The organism is Chryseobacterium vrystaatense (assembly GCF_000737765.1).
In the GTDB taxonomy this organism is placed as follows: domain Bacteria; phylum Bacteroidota; class Bacteroidia; order Flavobacteriales; family Weeksellaceae; genus Chryseobacterium; species Chryseobacterium vrystaatense.
In genome coordinates, this window is the sequence record NZ_JPRI01000008.1 from 225014 (window position 1) to 243911 (window position 18898).

27 protein-coding genes and 1 other RNA gene are annotated in these 18898 nt (G+C 38.2%); 23 read left to right on the forward strand and 5 right to left on the reverse strand.

Annotated features, from left to right (window positions below; all coding sequences use genetic code 11):
• Window positions 1-19 precede the first annotated feature (19 nt).
• The 20 genes from IW16_RS19150 to IW16_RS19245 all read left to right on the forward strand — a co-directional run bounded on the left by IW16_RS19150 (window position 20) and on the right by IW16_RS19245 (window position 10721).
• Complete coding sequence (locus tag IW16_RS19150) at window positions 20-484, forward strand: DUF1573 domain-containing protein (protein ID WP_034748209.1); 465 nt, start codon at window positions 20-22, stop codon at window positions 482-484.
• 162 nt (window positions 485-646) lie between these two features.
• Window positions 647-1516, forward strand: coding sequence for a polyphosphate kinase 2 family protein (locus IW16_RS19155; protein WP_034748211.1), 870 nt, complete (start codon window positions 647-649; stop codon window positions 1514-1516).
• 153 nt (window positions 1517-1669) lie between these two features.
• Window positions 1670-2047 carry a hypothetical protein gene (locus IW16_RS19160; protein ID WP_034748214.1) on the forward strand — a complete coding sequence of 126 codons (378 nt, stop codon included), beginning with the start codon at window positions 1670-1672 and terminating at the stop codon, window positions 2045-2047.
• Between the two features lie 3 nt (window positions 2048-2050).
• The gene (locus tag IW16_RS19165) at window positions 2051-2602 is read left to right on the forward strand and encodes a hypothetical protein (protein ID WP_131327937.1); all 552 of its coding nucleotides are present in this window, start codon (window positions 2051-2053) and stop codon (window positions 2600-2602) included.
• Between the two features lie 20 nt (window positions 2603-2622).
• Window positions 2623-3156: a hypothetical protein gene (locus tag IW16_RS19170; protein WP_034748219.1), complete on the forward strand. Its 534-nt coding sequence runs from the start codon at window positions 2623-2625 to the stop codon at window positions 3154-3156.
• A gap of 134 nt (window positions 3157-3290) precedes the next feature.
• Entirely contained in the window at window positions 3291-3668 is a 378-nt protein-coding gene (locus IW16_RS19175; protein ID WP_034748222.1) for a hypothetical protein, read from the forward strand.
• A gap of 5 nt (window positions 3669-3673) precedes the next feature.
• A complete protein-coding gene (locus tag IW16_RS19180; protein ID WP_034748224.1) occupies window positions 3674-4177 on the forward strand; it encodes a hypothetical protein in 504 nt (167 codons plus the stop codon).
• A gap of 43 nt (window positions 4178-4220) precedes the next feature.
• Entirely contained in the window at window positions 4221-4598 is a 378-nt protein-coding gene (locus IW16_RS19185) for a hypothetical protein (protein ID WP_073175773.1), read from the forward strand.
• A gap of 26 nt (window positions 4599-4624) precedes the next feature.
• The gene (locus IW16_RS19190) at window positions 4625-5170 is read left to right on the forward strand and encodes a hypothetical protein (RefSeq protein ID WP_131327938.1); all 546 of its coding nucleotides are present in this window, start codon (window positions 4625-4627) and stop codon (window positions 5168-5170) included.
• 50 nt (window positions 5171-5220) lie between these two features.
• Entirely contained in the window at window positions 5221-5598 is a 378-nt protein-coding gene (locus IW16_RS19195; protein WP_034748236.1) for a hypothetical protein, read from the forward strand.
• A 9-nt stretch (window positions 5599-5607) separates the two neighbouring features.
• On the forward strand, window positions 5608-6165 hold the full coding sequence (locus IW16_RS19200; protein WP_034748239.1) for a hypothetical protein: 558 nt from the start codon (window positions 5608-5610) through the stop codon (window positions 6163-6165).
• Between the two features lie 46 nt (window positions 6166-6211).
• Window positions 6212-6589 (forward strand): hypothetical protein, encoded by a 378-nt coding sequence (locus tag IW16_RS19205; protein WP_034748242.1) that lies wholly within the window; start codon window positions 6212-6214, stop codon window positions 6587-6589.
• A 9-nt stretch (window positions 6590-6598) separates the two neighbouring features.
• On the forward strand, window positions 6599-7162 hold the full coding sequence (locus IW16_RS19210) for a hypothetical protein (RefSeq protein ID WP_034748245.1): 564 nt from the start codon (window positions 6599-6601) through the stop codon (window positions 7160-7162).
• Window positions 7163-7173: 11 nt separating this feature from the next.
• Window positions 7174-7710 carry a hypothetical protein gene (locus tag IW16_RS19215; RefSeq protein ID WP_034748248.1) on the forward strand — a complete coding sequence of 179 codons (537 nt, stop codon included), beginning with the start codon at window positions 7174-7176 and terminating at the stop codon, window positions 7708-7710.
• A 79-nt stretch (window positions 7711-7789) separates the two neighbouring features.
• The gene (locus tag IW16_RS19220; protein WP_034748252.1) at window positions 7790-8161 is read left to right on the forward strand and encodes a hypothetical protein; all 372 of its coding nucleotides are present in this window, start codon (window positions 7790-7792) and stop codon (window positions 8159-8161) included.
• Window positions 8162-8166: 5 nt separating this feature from the next.
• Entirely contained in the window at window positions 8167-8730 is a 564-nt protein-coding gene (locus IW16_RS19225) for a hypothetical protein (protein WP_034748255.1), read from the forward strand.
• A 13-nt stretch (window positions 8731-8743) separates the two neighbouring features.
• A complete protein-coding gene (locus IW16_RS19230) occupies window positions 8744-9121 on the forward strand; it encodes a hypothetical protein (RefSeq protein ID WP_034748258.1) in 378 nt (125 codons plus the stop codon).
• A 5-nt stretch (window positions 9122-9126) separates the two neighbouring features.
• Window positions 9127-9678: a hypothetical protein gene (locus tag IW16_RS19235; protein WP_034748261.1), complete on the forward strand. Its 552-nt coding sequence runs from the start codon at window positions 9127-9129 to the stop codon at window positions 9676-9678.
• A gap of 110 nt (window positions 9679-9788) precedes the next feature.
• Window positions 9789-10166 carry a hypothetical protein gene (locus IW16_RS19240; RefSeq protein WP_034748264.1) on the forward strand — a complete coding sequence of 126 codons (378 nt, stop codon included), beginning with the start codon at window positions 9789-9791 and terminating at the stop codon, window positions 10164-10166.
• Between the two features lie 3 nt (window positions 10167-10169).
• Entirely contained in the window at window positions 10170-10721 is a 552-nt protein-coding gene (locus tag IW16_RS19245; protein WP_034748267.1) for a hypothetical protein, read from the forward strand.
• 200 nt (window positions 10722-10921) lie between these two features.
• Here the strand turns inward: IW16_RS19245 and rnpB are convergent.
• Window positions 10922-11246, reverse strand: an RNA gene (gene rnpB / locus IW16_RS25845) — RNase P RNA component class A.
• Between the two features lie 256 nt (window positions 11247-11502).
• On the opposite strand from rnpB, the gene IW16_RS19250 reads away from it, so the two are divergent.
• The 3 genes from IW16_RS19250 to IW16_RS19260 are packed head-to-tail and all read left to right on the forward strand — an operon-like array spanning window position 11503 to window position 14348.
• The gene (locus IW16_RS19250) at window positions 11503-11994 is read left to right on the forward strand and encodes an RNA polymerase sigma factor (RefSeq protein ID WP_034748271.1); all 492 of its coding nucleotides are present in this window, start codon (window positions 11503-11505) and stop codon (window positions 11992-11994) included.
• Entirely contained in the window at window positions 11987-12661 is a 675-nt protein-coding gene (locus IW16_RS19255; RefSeq protein ID WP_034748274.1) for a hypothetical protein, read from the forward strand. Before IW16_RS19250 ends, IW16_RS19255 begins: the two co-directional genes overlap by 8 nt.
• A 58-nt stretch (window positions 12662-12719) precedes the next feature.
• Window positions 12720-14348, forward strand: coding sequence for an AMP-binding protein (locus IW16_RS19260; protein ID WP_034748278.1), 1629 nt, complete (start codon window positions 12720-12722; stop codon window positions 14346-14348).
• Between the two features lie 62 nt (window positions 14349-14410).
• Here the strand turns inward: IW16_RS19260 and rpoN are convergent, their stop codons facing one another.
• The 4 genes from rpoN to IW16_RS19280 form a co-directional block, all read right to left on the reverse strand.
• Window positions 14411-15874, reverse strand: coding sequence for an RNA polymerase factor sigma-54 (rpoN, locus tag IW16_RS19265; protein ID WP_034748281.1), 1464 nt, complete (start codon window positions 15872-15874; stop codon window positions 14411-14413).
• Between the two features lie 159 nt (window positions 15875-16033).
• A complete protein-coding gene (gene asnS / locus IW16_RS19270) occupies window positions 16034-17482 on the reverse strand; it encodes an asparagine--tRNA ligase (RefSeq protein WP_034748284.1) in 1449 nt (482 codons plus the stop codon).
• Between the two features lie 136 nt (window positions 17483-17618).
• A complete protein-coding gene (locus tag IW16_RS19275) occupies window positions 17619-18218 on the reverse strand; it encodes a CDP-alcohol phosphatidyltransferase family protein (RefSeq protein ID WP_034748287.1) in 600 nt (199 codons plus the stop codon).
• Window positions 18215-18856: a hypothetical protein gene (locus IW16_RS19280; protein ID WP_034748289.1), complete on the reverse strand. Its 642-nt coding sequence runs from the start codon at window positions 18854-18856 to the stop codon at window positions 18215-18217. Before IW16_RS19280 ends, IW16_RS19275 begins: the two co-directional genes overlap by 4 nt.
• Window positions 18857-18898: the final 42 nt, after the last annotated feature.

Sequence of the window (18898 nt, forward strand, 5' to 3'; positions counted from 1 at the left end):
CATATTAACATTCAAGAATATGAAAAAATTAATTGCAGGAATTGCATTATTTGGAACATTTACATTGGCATCTGCACAGACTATTACATTTGATAAAACCACTTTTGACTATGGTACTATCAAACCAAGTGCTGATGGAACAAGATTCTTTACAGTAACGAACACTGGTGACAAGCCTTTGATTCTTTCAAATGTAAAGCCTTCTTGCGGATGTACAACTCCTGAATTCAGCCAGGACCCTATCATGCCTGGAAAATCTGCTAAGATCAAAGTAGGATACAATACTACTCTTAACGGACCTTTCAACAAAATGATCGAAGTTTTCTCTAACGACCCTGCGAACAGCAGAAGCGTTATCTACATCAAAGGTAATGTAGACGCTAATGCTCCTGAGCCAAAGCCGTTAACAGCTGAAGAGCAAAAAGCAGCCGAAAAAGCTGAAAAGAAAGCCGCTAAACTTGCTAAAAAAGCAGCCGCAAAGTAATCTCTACTAAAAAATAAAAAAACCGTCTTCATTGGAGACGGTTTTTTTATTACATTTATTTAAATAAGATTTTAGAGAGTAGAAGTTAGTTAAAAGTGTGATTTCATCTTAACCTCTCAATTTTTAAATCTTTACATTTTCAATCACTAAATATTATAAAATATGGACACCAATTTCTCGGACGACTTCCTGGTAAAGGGAAAATTTTCAATCAAAAAATCTTCAACAGCATATAAAGGCAAGCTGACTAAAGAAGAAGGAGTTCAGTTATTAATCAACGAAAAGGAAAAACTTCGTGAACTTCAGGAAAAGCTTTACGCAGACGGCAGCCAATCTCTTCTTGTAATCCTGCAGGCTATGGATGCTGCAGGAAAAGACAGTCTGATAGAACATGTTTTCGGCGGAGTAAATCCTCAAGGGTGTAATGTAACCAGTTTTAAAACTCCCAGCTCAAAAGAATACGGCCACGATTTCCTATGGAGACACTATCTGGCTCTGCCGCAGAAAGGGATGATCGGTATTTTCAACAGGTCGCATTATGAAAGCGTTTTGGTATGTAAAGTTCATCCTGAATACAATCTCAGCGAGAAAACATGGTCTTCCGTAAAAGATTTCGATGGCAAATTCTGGGAAAACCGTTATGAAAGCATCAGAAATTTCGAAAAACATCTTGCTCAAAATGGGACGACCATTATCAAGATATTTTTGAATGTCTCTAAGGATGAACAAAAGAAAAGACTTTTGGACAGAATTGAAGAGCAAGAAAAAAACTGGAAATTTTCTGCCGCTGATCTTCCTGAAAGAGCGTTGTTTCCACAATATATGGATGCCTATGAAACGGCGATCAATGAAACGTCAAAGGATTATGCTCCATGGTATGTACTTCCTGCAGACAATAAATGGTTTGCAAGAGTAGCTGCCGTACAGATCATTATTGATACGCTGGAAAAAATGAATCTGGAGTACCCTCAGGTGGGTGAAAAGGAAAAATCAGAGCTCGATGAAGCTAAAAAAACACTTGAGAGTGAATAATACGCAAGTGTAATTTATTACTTAATAGCTAAGTAGTGGTAAATAAATTTAACCGAAAAAACACCAAAACGTGAATAATTTATTGTTCATGTGAGTTTTTTTTATAAATTTATCAAAAATTAATTTTTCACCACCATTCATTAAACTTTAGCTATGAAAAAACATTTATTATTATCAGCACTCGCTGTAATAAGTCTTATTTCCTGTAACAATGAAGGGACTGCTCTGAACACTGTAGAGCGTATGAAAACTCCACAAATGGAAAACTTCGATAAAGCGTTCAAGAGTCTGGGTGATCCGCAGAACAGGCCTACTGAGGAGGAAAGAAAAAGAAATACTTCTGAATTGAGTGACCGAAGAAAAGCTCTTCTTGTTCCCGCTTCTAAAGAACTGATTCTTTCGTCGGGTATTACAGAAGCTGAAATGACAAGAAAGACGGGGGATGATATGAGCCAGATCATCGTATGGGCTACGCAGATCTATATGCAGAAGAGTGACGAAATTCGTAAAAACATAAAATCAAATCAATAGATTATGAAAAAGTTTTTATTCATGCTCGGTCTCTGTTCTGTTTCTTCGGCCTACGCTCAGGGAGGAATGCTGATTATTCAGAATTTCACTACCAATTACGATTTCCACGGAATTATTTATGCCAATAACAACTCAGCAGGAGCAGGAGGATGTTATCCAATGATCTCCTCCAAAGACCCTGAGGCTATTGTAGTACCGGCAGGTGCTACCGCAAAATATGAAGACTACAGACATCAGTTCGCTTCATCCATTTCTCCTGTAACTACCTGGAACGTTAGTTTAGGTCCGGGATCTTCCGTTTCTCAAAGACCTTGGAATCATGCAAGTCTTATTCCAGGGGGTGTTATTTCTGCGAATACAAAATGGTCTATGTGTAAATTTCAGATGTATCATGCCGGAACTTCAGTACCACAGACTTATTTTAACGGAGATATTGGTGGGACAGCTTTACCCTGCAATACTGCTCCAGATAATGTAGCAACCGCTTGGGGTAATGCCAAATGGTTTACGGTCACTTCCGGTACAGACGTATACACTTACCTCATCATTCAATAATCCATTTACCTTATATTACTATGAAAAAGATATCATTACTTATATCTGCTTTGGCAGGAGTTCTTTCTTTTGCTCAAACTTCTCCTTTAGTGATCCAGAATTACAGTGCTTATAATGCAGAGGGAAGAATGCGTACCGGACTACCGGGTGGCGCTTCAGGACCTTATATGTATGCAGCACCCAATCTTCCTTATGGCACCTATACTGTGCCTGCAGGAGCCAGTACCCAATACAATACATTCAGTACATCAGGTACTGCCCTTCTTCCGATCACAACGTGGTATGTGACAGATCCTACCAATCCGGCCAACAACGGAGCCTATGCTTACAACCATCCATTTATCTCAAGTGTGATGAATGTTACCAATGTATGGGCAGGGTTTCATTTCTTTCTTAAAGATCCTGTAACCGGAAACGGAACCGATACTTATCAGATTGGTGATCCTACCGTAGACCCCTGGTTTACCAGTAGTGCAACGGGTACCTATTCGAGTGCTGACTGGTTTACGATAACAACACCAAGCGGCCCTACCACTTACCTGCAGATTTTTTAAATAAAACGCAGCTGTGCTGCAGCTGCATACTTTGTTGAAAATCATTGATACGGAAAGCATCTGTTTTGCTCTCTGAGGAAGGTGCATGTCCAAATTTAATATCATTTTAAAACTTATTCTAATATAATTTAATCATGAAAAAACTTTTTTTATCGGCAGCCTTTGCCATTCTAACTTTAGCTTCATGTAATAATGAAGGAACCGCTGTGAATACCGTGGAAGGTATGAAAACTCCACAAATGGAAAACTTCGACAAAGCTTTCAAAAGCCTTGGTGATCCACAAAACAGACCTACCGAAGAGGAAAGAAAAAGAAATACTTCGGAACTGAGCGACCGCAGAAAAGCCCTTCTTGTTCCCGCTTCCAAAGAACTGATTCTTTCCACAGGCATTACAGAAACTGAAATGACAAGAAAAACAGGAGGTGATATGAGCCAGATCATCGTTTGGGCTACTCAAATCTATATGCAGAAAAGCGACGAAATCCGTAAGAATATTAAATCTGACAAATAAAAACTATGAAAAAGCTTTTAACTATCTTAGGTCTGCTTTCCTTATCTTCTGTCTATGCCCAGGGAGGTCCGCTTGTTATCAACAATTATACTTCTGCTGATTTTCATACAAGAATTACAGCTGCCAATCTTTTTACACCGGGATGCTATTTTTATGTAACATTAGAAAATCCGGAACTTATTATTCCCAGTGGAACTTCTGTAAGTTATAACAGCTACAATATTCCGGGTACAACGTGGAAAGTATCTACATCACCTACGACTGCAAATCCAAGACCAGGAAGTCATCCAAGCCTTATGTTGGGAGGTGCTATCTCCCTGCATACCCAATGGGTGATGTCCCAATTTCAGTTTTATCAGTCTGGAACGCCCTTATATTCAGGTAGTGTAGGTGACATTTCATATACGTGTGATCCGGTTCCCAATGTAGTTCAGACTCCTGTAGGAACTGTAGAATGGTTTACGATAACTACGGGTGGAGGTATCAGCACCTATGTTCAAATGTATTAATCAGCACTGTCTGTTTTATGCACTATTAATATTCTGTTTACCTATGAAAAAATATTTTCTATTAACTGCTTTTGCCGTTTTAACTTTATTTTCCTGCAATAATGAAGCAAGTACTCTGAATACGGTGGAAAGCATGAAGACTCCTCAGATGGAAAATTTCGATAAAGCTTTCAAAAGTCTGGGAGATCCACAGAACAGACCTACTGAAGAGGAAAGAAAAAGAAATACTTCTGAATTAAGTGACCGAAGAAAAGCTCTTCTGGTTCCAGCTTCCAAAGAACTGATCCTTTCTACAGGTGTTACAGAAGCTTCACTGACGAGAAAGACAGGTGATGATATGAGCCAGATCATTGTTTGGGCTACTCAGATCTATATGCAGAAAAGCGACGAAATCCGTAAGAATATTAAGTCCGATAAATAAACGCTAATCTTAAAACAAATTACCTTATGAAAAAACTAAGTATTATTTTAGGTTTAATGGCAGGAATAGGTATTTCTGCACAATCCTCTACCCTGGTGATCAATAATCACAGCGCCTATGATGCAGCCGGAAGATTTATGACAACGGGATCAGCAAGCCCGGGATCTACCCAACCTTATATGTATGCCCTTCCGAATGCACCGTACTCCACATATACTATTCCTGCGGGAGGACATACCAAATACGATAAATTTGACAATACAGGAGGCAGTAATCCTATCCCTATTCCAGGTTGGTATTATATTGATCCGTTAAACAGTGCCAACACCGCAAGCTACCCTTACAACCACCCGATCATCACAGCTGTTACTGCTGTCGACGAATGGATGGGCTTTGCTTTTGTTCTGACGGACAGCACAGGATACAGCTATGACAGCTTTGAGGTGGGAGATCCTGCTCTTTCAGGAGGCTTCCTGCATGCAAGCCAATCGGGACCTAATACCGGTTCAAGCGCAGACTGGTTTACCATCTCAACACCAGCAGGGACTATCACCTATTTTCAAATTTTTTAATTTTTGCTCAAATAATCAACACATTTACACCCTAAATTTTTAACTGTACTATGAAAAAATATATTTTATCGGCAGTATTTGCCGCTTTAACACTCGCTTCATGTAACAATGAAGGCAGTGCTGTGAATACTGTAGAAAGTATGAAAACTCCTCAGATGGAAAATTTCGATAAAGCTTTCAAAAGTCTGGGAGATCCTCAGAACAGACCTACCGAAGAGGAAAGAAAAAGAAATACATCTGAGCTGAGCGACAGAAGAAAAGCGCTTCTGGTTCCAGCTTCTAAAGAACTGATTCTTTCTACAGGTGTTACAGAAACTGAAATAACAAGAAAGACCGGAGGTGATATGAGCCAAATCATTGTCTGGGCAACTCAGATCTATATGCAGAAAAGTGATGAAATCCGTAAAAATATTAAATCTGACAAATAATTTACTGCCATGAAAAAAATATTGTCAATATTAGGAATTACGATGGTTTCTCTTGCATATTCGCAGGGCGGAACCATAATTGTGAACAATTATACTCCCTATGAGTACCGGGGAGCTTTAATTGCTAATAATTTTTCAGGGGGATGCTATCCCTTTATCAGCACTAATGCCGGAGTAATTATTCCTCCTGATTCTCATATGGGTAATGGCAACGCATTGATATATACCAATTACAGAGATCAGTACACCTCATCATTGTATCCAATGCCCAACTGGACAGTAAGTACTTCAGCCACCAGTACCACCATACGACCTTGGAATCACGGAAGCCTTATGCCGGGAGGAGTATTTTCCATCAACACAAAATGGTCTTCCTCAAAGTTTGAAATGTATGACCCGGCTACATCTTTATATATTCCGGGATTCAGTACCACTGTGAGCCTTGCAGGAAACCCATGCTACATGGCACCGGATTATTTTACAACACCAAATGGTCTTCATAGTGCAGAAATCTTTACAATCAGTACCAGTACAGGTTTAGTAGAAACTTATCTACAGCTTTTTTAAGGTCAGACAATATATAATATATAATACATCACATTAAAATTTAACTATGAAAAAATATATTTTATCGGCAGCATTTGCCGCTTTAACACTAGCTTCATGTAACAATGAAGGCAGTGCCGTGAATACTGTAGAAAGTATGAAAACGCCTCAGATGGAAAATTTTGATAAAGCTTTCAAAAGCCTGGGAGATCCACAAAACAGACCTACCGAAGAGGAGAGAAAAAGAAATACATCTGAGCTGAGCGACAGGAGAAAAGCACTTCTTGTTCCGGCTTCCAAAGAACTGATCCTTTCTACAGGTATTACAGAAAATGAAATAACAAGAAAGACAGGCGGTGATATGAGCCAGATTATTGTCTGGGCTACTCAGATCTATATGCAGAAAAGCGACGAAATCCGTAAAAATATCAAATCCGATAAATAATCTACCACTATGAAAAAAATATTAACAGTATTAGGATTAGCAGCCTTTTCTTTCGGATATTCTCAGGGAGGTACATTCGTCTTGAACAATTATTCCCAATATGACTATGAAGGATATATCATTGCCAATAATATTGCCGGAGGCTGTTATCCATATATAACTTCTGCAAATCCCGAACTGGTTAAAGTTCCTGCCAACTCGCATATGGGGAATGGAAATGAGCTGAGATATGACAATTACAGAGATCAGTTCAATTCTTCTCCCTATCCAATGGCTTCGTGGAATATAAACACATCAAGTACAAGCAGCGTAACAAGACCTTGGAATCACCCATCTTTAATGCAAGGCGGTGTTTTTTCCTTGAACACGAGATGGGCCACTATAAAATTTGCTATGTTTTATCCCGGAACCCATATCAATGCCCCGGATCAGTTTGGAACCAGTGTAACGATTGCCGCCAATTCCTGTTATAACGCACCTGATTATTACAGTACTCCTTCGGGAAGCAATAGCGCAGAAATATTTACCATAACCAATGGAACAATAGTTTATACATACGCACAACTTTATTAATACAAAATTTTATGAAAAAATTCTTAACTATAGCAGCAACAGCTGCTGCTGCTCTTGTCTACTCACAGGGAACTCTTATCATTAATAATTATTCGAAATTTGACTATAACGGATTTATGATCGCAGGGAATTCTACAGTCGGATGCTATCCCCGCGTCGCAAATGAAGCTGCAATTGTTGTCCCTGCTGATTCTCACATGGGTAATGGAAAAAATCTAATGTATAAAGATTACCAGAACCAGTATTACTCATTATATCCGACGACCAACTGGAGTGTTTATCCCAATGCAAACACCACTTCGGTCATGGCCTGGGATAATGTAAACTTAGCTCCCGGCGGTACTATTTCAACTACAACCCAATGGTATGCCACTAAGTTTTACACAACGTTTCCAGGAACAAATACATCAAACCCTGAATTCCAAACCAATTTAGTCCTGCCAAATCCCTGTAACTCTGGTTCCTCAACTTCTTTTTCTACGGCATCCGGAAACAACAGTGCAGACATATTTGTCATTGGAGGAATCACTTATCTCCAGCTTTATTAGAAATATGATGAATCCCGAAGATCATTTATCTATCAAAAATTTAACATTATAAAAAATTTAACCTAAATCTAAATTAATCATGAAAAAACTTTTTATATCAGCTGCTTTCGCCGCTTTAACATTAGTTTCCTGTAATAATGAAGGAAGTGCCCTGAATACAGTGGAGAGTATGAAAACACCTCAGATGGAAAACTTTGACAAAGCATTCAAAAGCTTGGGTGATCCTCAAAACAGACCCACTGAAGAGGAAAGAAAAAGAAATACATCAGAACTCAGCGACAGAAGAAAAGCACTTCTTGTTCCGGCTTCCAAAGAACTGATTCTTTCCACAGGAGTTACAGAAGCTGAACTGACAAGAAAGACAGGAAATGATATGAGCCAGATCATTGTATGGGCCACTCAGATCTATATGCAGAAAAGTGATGAGATCCGTAAAAACATTAAATCATAAATATTATGAAAAAGATTTTAACGGTATTGGGTTTTGCAGCCTTTTCTTTGGCTTACTCACAGGGAGGAACTCTTATTCTCAATAATTATTCCGCATATGATTTTAAAGGATTTATCATGGCAAACAATTTTTCGGGAGGATGCTACCCGTACATAAGCTCCAACAATCCTGATATGGTCAAAGTTCCTGCCAATTCTCATATGGGTAACGGAAATGAACTGAGATATGAGAACTACCGCGATCAATATACCAATTCTTTATATCCGATGACTTCATGGGTTATAAGTACATCCAATGCACCTGGTGTCATCAGACTATGGAACCACGGTTCACTAATGCCAGGCGGTGTTTTTTCCATTAATACAAAATGGGCATCCACAAAATTTGTGATGTATTATCCCGGAACCACTAATCTCGCTCCTGATAATTTCAACGGGACCATTGCAGTCGCTGGTAACACGTGTTACAGTGCATCTGATAACCTTGTAACTTCTTCAGGAAGTAACAGTGCCGAAATATTCACAATATCCGGCAGTGGAACAACAACTACCTACATCCAACTTTACTAATATCCTATTTATTATGAAAAAGCTTTTTATATCAGCTGCTTTTGCCACTTTAACTTTAGTATCCTGCAACAACGAAGGAAGTGCAGTGAATACTGTCGAAAGTATGAAAACACCACAGATGGAAAATTTCGATAAAGCTTTCAAAAGTCTCGGAGATCCACAAAACAGACCTACTGAAGAGGAAAGAAAAAGAAATACATCTGAATTAAGTGACCGAAGAAAAGCGCTTCTTGTTCCTGCTTCCAAAGAGCTGATCCTTTCTACAGGTATTTCAGAAACTGAACTGACAAGAAAGACCGGTAATGATATGAGCCAAATCATTGTTTGGGCCACTCAAATCTACATGCAGAAAAGTGATGACATTCGTAAAAATATTAAATCTGACAAATAAAAACTATGAAAAAAATTTTTAGTCTATTAGGATTTGTGGCTTCACTAGCCGCATATGCACAGGGACCGCTTGTCATCAATAACTATTCGGATTATGACTTCAGAGGCCATGTGATTGCTCATGATATGGTCGCTCCATGTTACCCCAGAGTAGCCAACAATGTTCCTATTATAGTACCTGCCGATTCTCATATGGGAAACGGACTTCAGCTAGAGTATAAAAATTTCAGAGACCAATTTGGAACCTCTTTATACCCAATGGCTGACTGGAGTGTTGCTACTTCACCTAACAACGACTTTGTATGGGCATGGAATGATGCCAACTTAGTACCAGGAGGAACAATTTCAAACACTACCAAATGGGGAATAGCCAAATTTGGAATGGTATACGCGGGTACAACCATAGGAGTTCCCGGTTTCGGGGGAAATATAGCACTTTACCCGAATCCGTGTTATCCTTATCTTTCTGGTTTCACAACTTCCAATGGGCTTAACAGCGCGGATATATTCACGATCACTAGTGGAACCGTTGTGACTACATATATCCAGATTTTTTAATAGAGTCTTGTGATCATTAAGAATATATCTGCTAAATACGGCGGCCGGATTAGCAGATATTCTTAATGGCTGATAATGAGTCAAACAAAATCAAACCTAAATTTTAATTCATGAAAAAACTTTTTATGTCAGCCGCTTTTGCCGCTTTAACGTTAGTTTCCTGCAATAATGAAGGAAGCGCATTAAATACGGTAGAAAGCATGAAAACGCCTCAGATGGAAAACTTCGACAAAGCTTTCAAAAGTCTGGGCGATCCACAAAACAGACCTACTGAAGAGGAGAGAAAAAGAAATACTTCGGAACTGAGCGACAGAAGAAAAGCACTATTAGTACCCGCTTCCAAAGAACTGATTCTTTCCTCAGGTGTTACGGAAGCAGAACTAACGAGAAAAACAGGAAATGACATGAGCCAGATCATCGTTTGGGCTACTCAGATCTACATGCAGAAGAGCGATGACATCCGTAAAAATATTAAATCTGATCAATAAATTATGAAAAAGATTTTAACAATACTGGCAGTAACAGCAGCATCAATGGCTTATTCGCAGGGAATGTTTATCCTTAATAACTATTCTCCACATGATTACCGCGGAAATCTTATGGCTATTAATCTTAATGGCTGTATTCCTGCTGTTATGAACAATGATCCAGCTACCATGGTAGTTCCAGCCAATTCACATATGGGTAATGGTCTCGCATGGAAAATAGAGAATTACAGAGATCAGTTCAGTACTTCACTGTATCCTATCAATAATTGGCTGGTAACCCTTGGTCCATCCTCTTCAACAGTAAGACAATGGAACCACCCAAGCATCATGCCAAATGGTGTAATAGCTAACAACACCAGGTGGGCCACGTCTAAATTCCAGATGTATTATGCAGGAACCGGCAACAAGGTCATTGGATTCAATGAAAGTGTGGGAGATGCTACTCCCAATACATGCATAACGAGCGTAGATTATTTTTCCACTCCGGATGGCTCTGCAGAATGGTTTACCATCACAGGTACTGAAACAATAACCTATTTTCAAATTTATCCGTAAAAAAAAGCAGCATTATTGACTTACTTCAGTATTTGTTAAAAGACCGGAAAAAGTTTGTCAAACAATCAAAATAGTTTTAATCCGGAGAAGGTATTCTTTCTTCGGATTTTTTTTATTTAATTTGAATCCTGACGTATACTTAAAAAGAAAAGCGGAGAAATGTCTCCGCTTTTTATAAGCTGTGAATTGTGTCCATAAAAAAAACGAGAAAATCTATAAGCCGGATTTTGTCCTTCCGAAGAAGCGCCTGTTATTTATCTGCGTCTTACATTGCTGCAAAACTTGAGCTGATTACCCCTCGGCTTTCAGGACGAGCCGCCCCTGATTTCCATTACTGAAAAGAACCGATATACTTATCATTGCACCGCAAAGAGTTTACCTGGTTTCACTACAGCCGAACTGTACCTGCTTTCTGTTGCACTTGTCCTACCCTCACGGGTGACGGATGTTATCCGCTTTGCTGCTCTATGGTGTCCGGACTTTCCTACCCCTGCCGAAACAGGAATCAACAAGCCGATTTTCTCGCGGAGGCAAAGATACATATTATTTGATGATATGCTGATGTCTTCATCAGTTAATATGATGATATACTAATTTCCTGATATGATAATGAGATTGATTAAGGAAGATATACGTAAATCACAAGTGCTTAGGTCATTCAGGAAAATAATATAAAACCACAGAACTCAGCCAGATCAGCTAATCAGTACATTCACAAATTATCCCATCATCATATCAACAAATCACCACATTATTATTATCTTCGTACCATTATATATCTATGGCTTCCAGAGAAAAAGAATTTGCGCAGCTTATTAAGGATAATCAGGGTCTGATTATTAAAGTTTCGCGTCTGTATACCAATTCTCTTGAAGACGAAGAAGATTTGTTTCAGGAAATCGTACTGCAGCTTTGGAGAAGCTACGACTCCTTTAAAGGAAACTCTAAAATTTCTACGTGGATGTATCGCGTAGCCCTTAATACAGCCATTACTCTTTTCAGAAAAAAAAGCAAAAGCCTTCCTACTAATGAACTGGATATCAATCACAGGGATTTTGTGGAAGATGATGATGACAAACAGCAACAGATTTCTCTTCTGTACACTGTGATTAAAACCCTTCCCAATGTAGAAAGAGCGATTGTAATGATGTATCTTGACGACCTGCCCTATAAGGATATTGCAGAAAACCTTGGGATCACCGAGGTCAATGCGCGTGTGAAAATGAACAGATTAAAGAAAACCCTTAAAGAACAGATGGAAAAATATGCCTGATTTTGATTTAGACAGTTTTAAGAAGACATGGCAGGAGCAGCCTGTTCAGCCCAAATATGACAGCACGGAGATCCTTAAGATGCTGAATAGAAAATCACGCAATTACGTGAAATATATTTTCTGGATCAGTGTGTTGGAATTTTTATTCTTCTCTGTTTTGGGATTGTTCTATTTCTTTCAAGATCAGGACTCAGACAGTTTCCGTAAGATCTTAGAAAAACTGGGAGCACAGGAAGCCCCTGAAATAGAGACTAATTTTGATCACGCTTATTTAGCTATTAAAGTTTTAAGTTTACTGATTACAGCTTATTTTGTTTTGAAATTTTACCAAAATTACCGCAAGATAAGGATCGAGGAAAACCTGAAAGGCCTCATCACACGGATTATCAAATTCAAGAAGACCGTCAATGCTTTCATTCTGATCAGCATTGTCCTGTTGGTTGCTTTTATGTTTGTATTTACAGCATTCATCTTTTATGTATTGAATTCCCAAAATGTACAGCCTTCCAATTCAAATCTTATCATCGTGATTATTGGAATCATTGTAAGTACCGTCCTTTGTGTATTGCTGATCTGGCTTTATTACAGACTTGTGTATGGAATTATTATCAGAAAACTGGACAGAAATTTAAAACAGCTTAAAGACATAGATTCTCACGAAAATTAGTACAAACAGGCATCAGTTAAAGATTTTTCATTAATTTTATCCCACCAAATCTTAAACTATGCCATTATCTTACGTCTATGGAGTTTCCCCGATTCCATTACTTGGACAAACTATCGGAGGAAATCTTAAAAAGACTGTTGAAAAATACCCCAATCAAGAAGCTTTAATCTGTGTTCATCAAAATTACAGAGCTACCTATCAGGAATTTTATAATCAGACAACAGCTGTTGCGAAAGCCTTAATTTTTGCAGGAGCAAAAGCAGGAGACAGAATAGGGATCTGGTCTTCTAACCGCTATGAATGGGTACTGCTTCAGTATGCAACCGCACGGATAGGAACGATACTGGTTAATATCAATCCTGCTTACAGAACACACGAACTCACCTATGTGATCAACCAGTCCGGAATCCGTTTTATTTTTTCCTCGTTACATTTCAAAACAAGTAATTACAGGGAAATGGTAGAATATGCAAAGGAAGTATGTCCCAGTCTGGAACATGAAATCTTCTTTGATGACAGCTGGGAAGTTTTTGTAAACAAGGGACAGGATATTTCAGACGATACCCTTCACAGTTTTGAAGAGCATGTACAGTTTGATGATGCCGTGAATATTCAGTATACATCAGGAACTACGGGCTTTCCAAAAGGCGTTACACTTTCCCATCATAACATTTTAAATAACGGATATTTTATTGGAGTACGTTTAAAATACACTGAGCTGGACCGTGTCTGTATTCCTGTACCTTTTTATCACTGTTTTGGAATGGTAATAGGAAATATATGCTGTACATCTCACGGTGCCTGCATGGTAATACCGAATGACAGTTTTGATCCGGAGATTACTTTACAGACGGTTTCTGACGAAAAATGCACTTCACTATATGGAGTTCCAACAATGTTTATTGCTGAACTCGCAGTGAAAAACTTCGATCTTTATGATTTTTCAAATTTAAGGACCGGTGTAATGGCAGGTTCAGTCTGTCCGCCGGAGATTATGAAAAAGGTGGAAAATCTGATGAATATTAAGGAAATGAGTATTTGTTACGGCATGACCGAAACCTCTCCTGTTTCTACCCAAACCCTGATCGGAACGCCATTGGATAAACAGGTCAGTACCGTAGGAACTGTACAGGACCATCTTGAGATTAAGATTATTGACGAAAACGGCAGAACCGTTGAGCGCGGTGAACATGGCGAACTTTGCACCAGAGGCTATTCTGTGATGCTGAAATACTGGAACGATCCGGAAAACACGAAAAAAGTATTGGATGATGCCCGATGGATGCATACGGGTGATATGGCTGTAATGGATGCTGATGGGTATATTACAATCTCCGGAAGAATTAAAGACCTGATCATTCGTGGAGGCGAAAATATTTCCCCCAAAGAGATTGAAGATTTCTTATATACATATCTGAATATTCTTGATGTACAGATCATCGGCATTCCGAGTGAAAAATATGGAGAAGAAATAATGGCGTGGATAAAAGTCAGAAAAGGATTTACGGTAACGGAAGCCGAGCTCTTAGAATATTGTAAAGGAAGGATTGCCCATTATAAAATTCCGAAATACTGGAAATTTGTGGATGAATTTCCAATGACGATTTCCGGAAAAATAAGAAAAGTGGAAATGCGTGAAATCTCTTTAAAAGAACTTGAACTGAATACTTTAAAACAACGTTCCTAAAAGAAATCATCAACAAAAAAGCCCGGAAATACCGGGCTCTTCTTTATTTTATATATAACTTATTAAAGTTCTTTTCTTAATCTTGCTACCGGAATATTAAGCTGTTCGCGGTATTTTGCAATCGTTCTTCTCGCAATATTATAACCCTGTTCTTTCAGAATTACAACCAGCGCATCATCGGTAAGGGGTTTTCTCTTATTCTCTTTTCCGATAACTTCCTGAAGATGAGTTTTAATCTCTTTGGTAGAGACTTCTTCACCATCATCATTGGTAAGACTGTCTGAGAATAGGTCTTTCAGATAAATAATTCCGTTTGATGTATCTGCATATTTGCTTTTTACTACTCTGGAAATGGTGGAAATATCAAATCCTGTAATATCTGCGACATCCTTAAGAATCATCGGTTTCAGAGATTTTTCGTCTCCGGTGATAAAATATTCCTTCTGAAATTTCACAATAGCCGTAATAGTCTGAAGCAAAGTATTCTGACGCTGGTTAATGGCATCTATATACCATTTTGCGGCATCCAATTTCTGCTTGATAAACAATGCAGCCTGCTTATGTTCTGAAGAGTTTTTATCGTGAGAATACGTAGTTAAAATATCTTTATATTCTTCAGAAACTCTTAAAGTCGGCGCATTTTTGCTGTTAAGCATTGGAATAACCATTCCGTCCTTCACCTGGATCACAAAATCCGGGATAATTTCCTGATTGATGGTAATGGTCTGCGTATCAAAGTTCCCGCCCACTTTTGGGGAAAGCTTTGAGATCTCTTCCAGAGCATCTTTAAGATCTTCTTCTTCTATATCGTATTTCTGAATAATCTTATTGTAGTGCTTATTGGTAAGCGCATCAAACTGATGTCTTAAAATATTTGCCGCTAAAGAAACCGCTTTGTCGGAACTTACCTTCTTTTCGATTTGAAGCAGCAGACATTCCTGAAGACCTCTTGCTCCTACCCCAGGCGGATCAAGTTTCTGAATGTAATTCTCTAAGATATCTTCTACTTTTTCTTTAGTGGTATAAATTCCCTGAGAGAAAGCAAGATCATCTACAATAGCTTTGATTTCCCGTCTAAGATATCCGTCTGTATCAAGGTTACCAATAACATACTCAGCAATCTTCTCGTCTTCATCACTGATATTCACCAGGTGAATCTGCTCCAGCAGGTAGTCATATAAAGACTGCCCTTCTGTCAGAAGACTTTCATTATCGAATTCTTCATCGTCCGGAGAATAGTTGCTGGAAGCTGTTTTATAGTTGGGTTCGTCGTCATAGATATACTCATTGACGTCAAAATCTGTTTCAATGCTGGCTGTTCCCTCATCCTGATAAGCATCTTCAAGAGAAGAAAATTCATCTTCTTTAGAATCTTCCTTTACAATTTCCAAAGCAGGATTCTCTTCTAGCTCTCTTTCCAGCTCCTCTTCGAATTCCAATGTGTGAAGCTGAATAAGCTTCATCAGTTGGATCTGCTGAGGTGCCAGCTTCTGTCCTAATTTGAGTTGTAAGTGTTGTTTAAGCATATTAGTCTTTGTGTTTTAACATAACATATTCTACGAATTTAATAAATTAATTCGACAAAAAATGCATTTAGCATGATTTTTGCATTATACATGGTATCATAATAAACTATTAGAAAATAAAAAAGCCTTAATTTTTACATTAAGGCTTTTTTTATTGGTCTAGAATTCAGCACTTTTCGGCGTTCTAGGGAAAGGAATTACATCTCTGATGTTGGTCATTCCTGTTACGAAAAGAACCAGTCTTTCCAACCCTAAACCGAAGCCTGCATGCGGTACAGAACCGAATTTTCGGGTATCAAGATACCACCAAAGTTCTTCCGCATCTACATGCATATCTTCCATTTTCTGTTTTAGGACATCCAGTCTTGCTTCTCTTTCAGATCCACCGATGATCTCCCCGATACCAGGGAACAAAACGTCCATTGCTGCAACGGTCTTATTATCATCATTCAGTTTCATATAGAAAGCTTTAATCTCCTTTGGATAGTCAAACAACACTACCGGGCATTCAAAATGCTTTTCAACCAGGTATCTTTCGTGTTCAGACTGAAGATCAGCACCCCAGTTTTCAACCGGATACTGGAATTTTCCTTTTTTATTTTCTTTAGAGTTCAGTAAGATCTCAATAGCTTCCGTATAGCTTACACGTTTGAAACGTTTAGCGATAACATTATGAAGTTTTTCGATAAGACCTTCTTTAGCTCTGTCTTTTTCAGGTTTTCCTTTTTGTTCTTCTTCAAAACGGGTGTTCAGGAATTCAAGATCATCTTTACAGTTGTCAAGAACATACTGAATCACATATTTTAAGAAATCTTCTGCAAGATCGATGTTGTCTTCAAGGTTGTTAAAGGCTACTTCCGGTTCTATCATCCAGAATTCTGCAAGGTGTCTTGTCGTGTTTGAGTTTTCTGCACGGAAAGTAGGTCCGAATGTATAAATTCTACCCAATCCCATCGCTGCAGTTTCTCCTTCAAGCTGTCCGGAAACCGTCAGGTTGGTCTTTTTACCAAAGAAATCCTGTGCAAAATCAATCTCTCCCTCTTCAGTTCTTGGCATATTGTTCAGGTCAAAGTTCGTTACTCCGAACATTTCTCCTGCTCCTTCCGCATCCGCACCCGTAATTACAGGTGTGTTGATATAGAAAAACTGGTTTTGGTTAAAAAATGAATGCACTGCGAAGCTTACTGCGTGACGTACTCTGAAAACAGCTCCAAATACATTGGTTCTGAATCTCAGGTGTGCCTGCTCACGAAGTTTCTCCAAACTGTGTTTCTTAGGCTGAAGAATCGTATTCTGAAGTTCTTCTGTAAAGTTATCTCCTAAAATAATGATCTTTTTAGCAATGATTTCCACTGCCTGTCCAGCTCCCTGACTTTCTACCACTTCTCCAATTACTTTAAGGGAAGAAGCTGTACTGATCTTCTTAAGAATCTCTTCATCAAAATTTTCAAAATCAACAACTATTTGCAAATTATTAATCGTAGATCCATCATTAAGGGCAATAAAGCGATTCGCACGGAATGATCTTACCCATCCGTAAACAGTAATGTCATGATGTAATACTTTCTTGTAATCCTGTAGGATTTCTTTAATCGTCTGCTTTTTCATTTGTTGATTATAAATTTTCGTTTAAAAATTAACGTCTGCAAAGTTACAAAAAAACAGCGCAACTTGATGATTACGCTGTATTTTTAAAAAATCATTTATCAAAATTTTCAATCAGAAACTATGCTCTAAATATTATTTAATTAAAGAATACCGTTTTTTTTCGCTCTTTTCCATTGTGGATTTTCCATGCATGATAGGAACTTGGTATGTCGTATTGCCATTTACGAAGCAGTAAAACAATCAGAATAACATCAATATGAGATACAAACCCCAAAACAACCGTAAGATAAAAAGCCCATCCCGCCTGCTGAAAGCCAATCAGATACGTAAAAGCGATCACCAGACTTAACCCCCACATCTTAGATATGAAAGCATGGGTACAGGTTTCTTTACCAAACTTCCAGATACTGACTATATAACAAAGCGCTTCCATGACGAAAATTAAAAGAATTCCCTGCCATTCATTTTTAATCAATTCAGGATTCAGGAAATAGGACGCAATTCCCAGTGAAAGCCAGAAGATCAAATCGGTCTGGCTGTCCAGTCTCCTTAATTTTTCTGATGAAACACCGACTTTTCGGGCAATAATTCCATCGAAGATATCAGTCAGCAATCCGAAATACATTAATCCCAAAATTAAAAATCTTGATTCTGCACCTTTGAAATAAGCTATTAACACAATAACAGGAGCAAGAATAAACCTGATGGCAATAAGCAGATATGGTAATTTTTTCATGACTTTTTATTTTTAAAATTCCAATTGATCAAGGGAAATTTTCTTCTTTCGTTTTCGTTCCAAAAACCAATTTGTATCCCTCGTGAGTTTTTACATACATTGATTAAAGAAACCTGAACACCCCTGCATTTTTGACTTATATTCGCGAAAGTTGAAACAGCTAAACCATTAGTTGTATGATGAAAATTGTACAATGGTGAGACGGCAATTCCATTGGTAACAGAGGGTGCACTAATATTACTGGATAAACTCAATTCCAATCCATTGGTAACAGTAGGTTCCATATTGATTATAGAGAACTGCAGCCCGTTGATCTTATTCATTTTATCCGGTAAAGGTTCTGAACCAACATCATTAATTGCCCAATTATCAATGGATGTAATATTAACCAGAAAAAGCAAGGGAAAGAATACACCTAAACCATTAAGCCCCAGTCCAATACCATTTACTTTTTTAGGCTGTATTTCCTGATCAATTTCATCATAATATTTAATAAGCATTCCATTGACATTTTTAGTTTCTTTCGAAGGTGAAAAGGCAATAAACTTAGATCGATCCGATACAGCATGTAAACTATCCTGAGCGTTCATGATGATTCCTGCCAAGAGGACAATCATCATTAAAAATTTTATTTTCATAACTCATTGTTTTAAAATTATACCTCAAAAGTATCTGTGAAA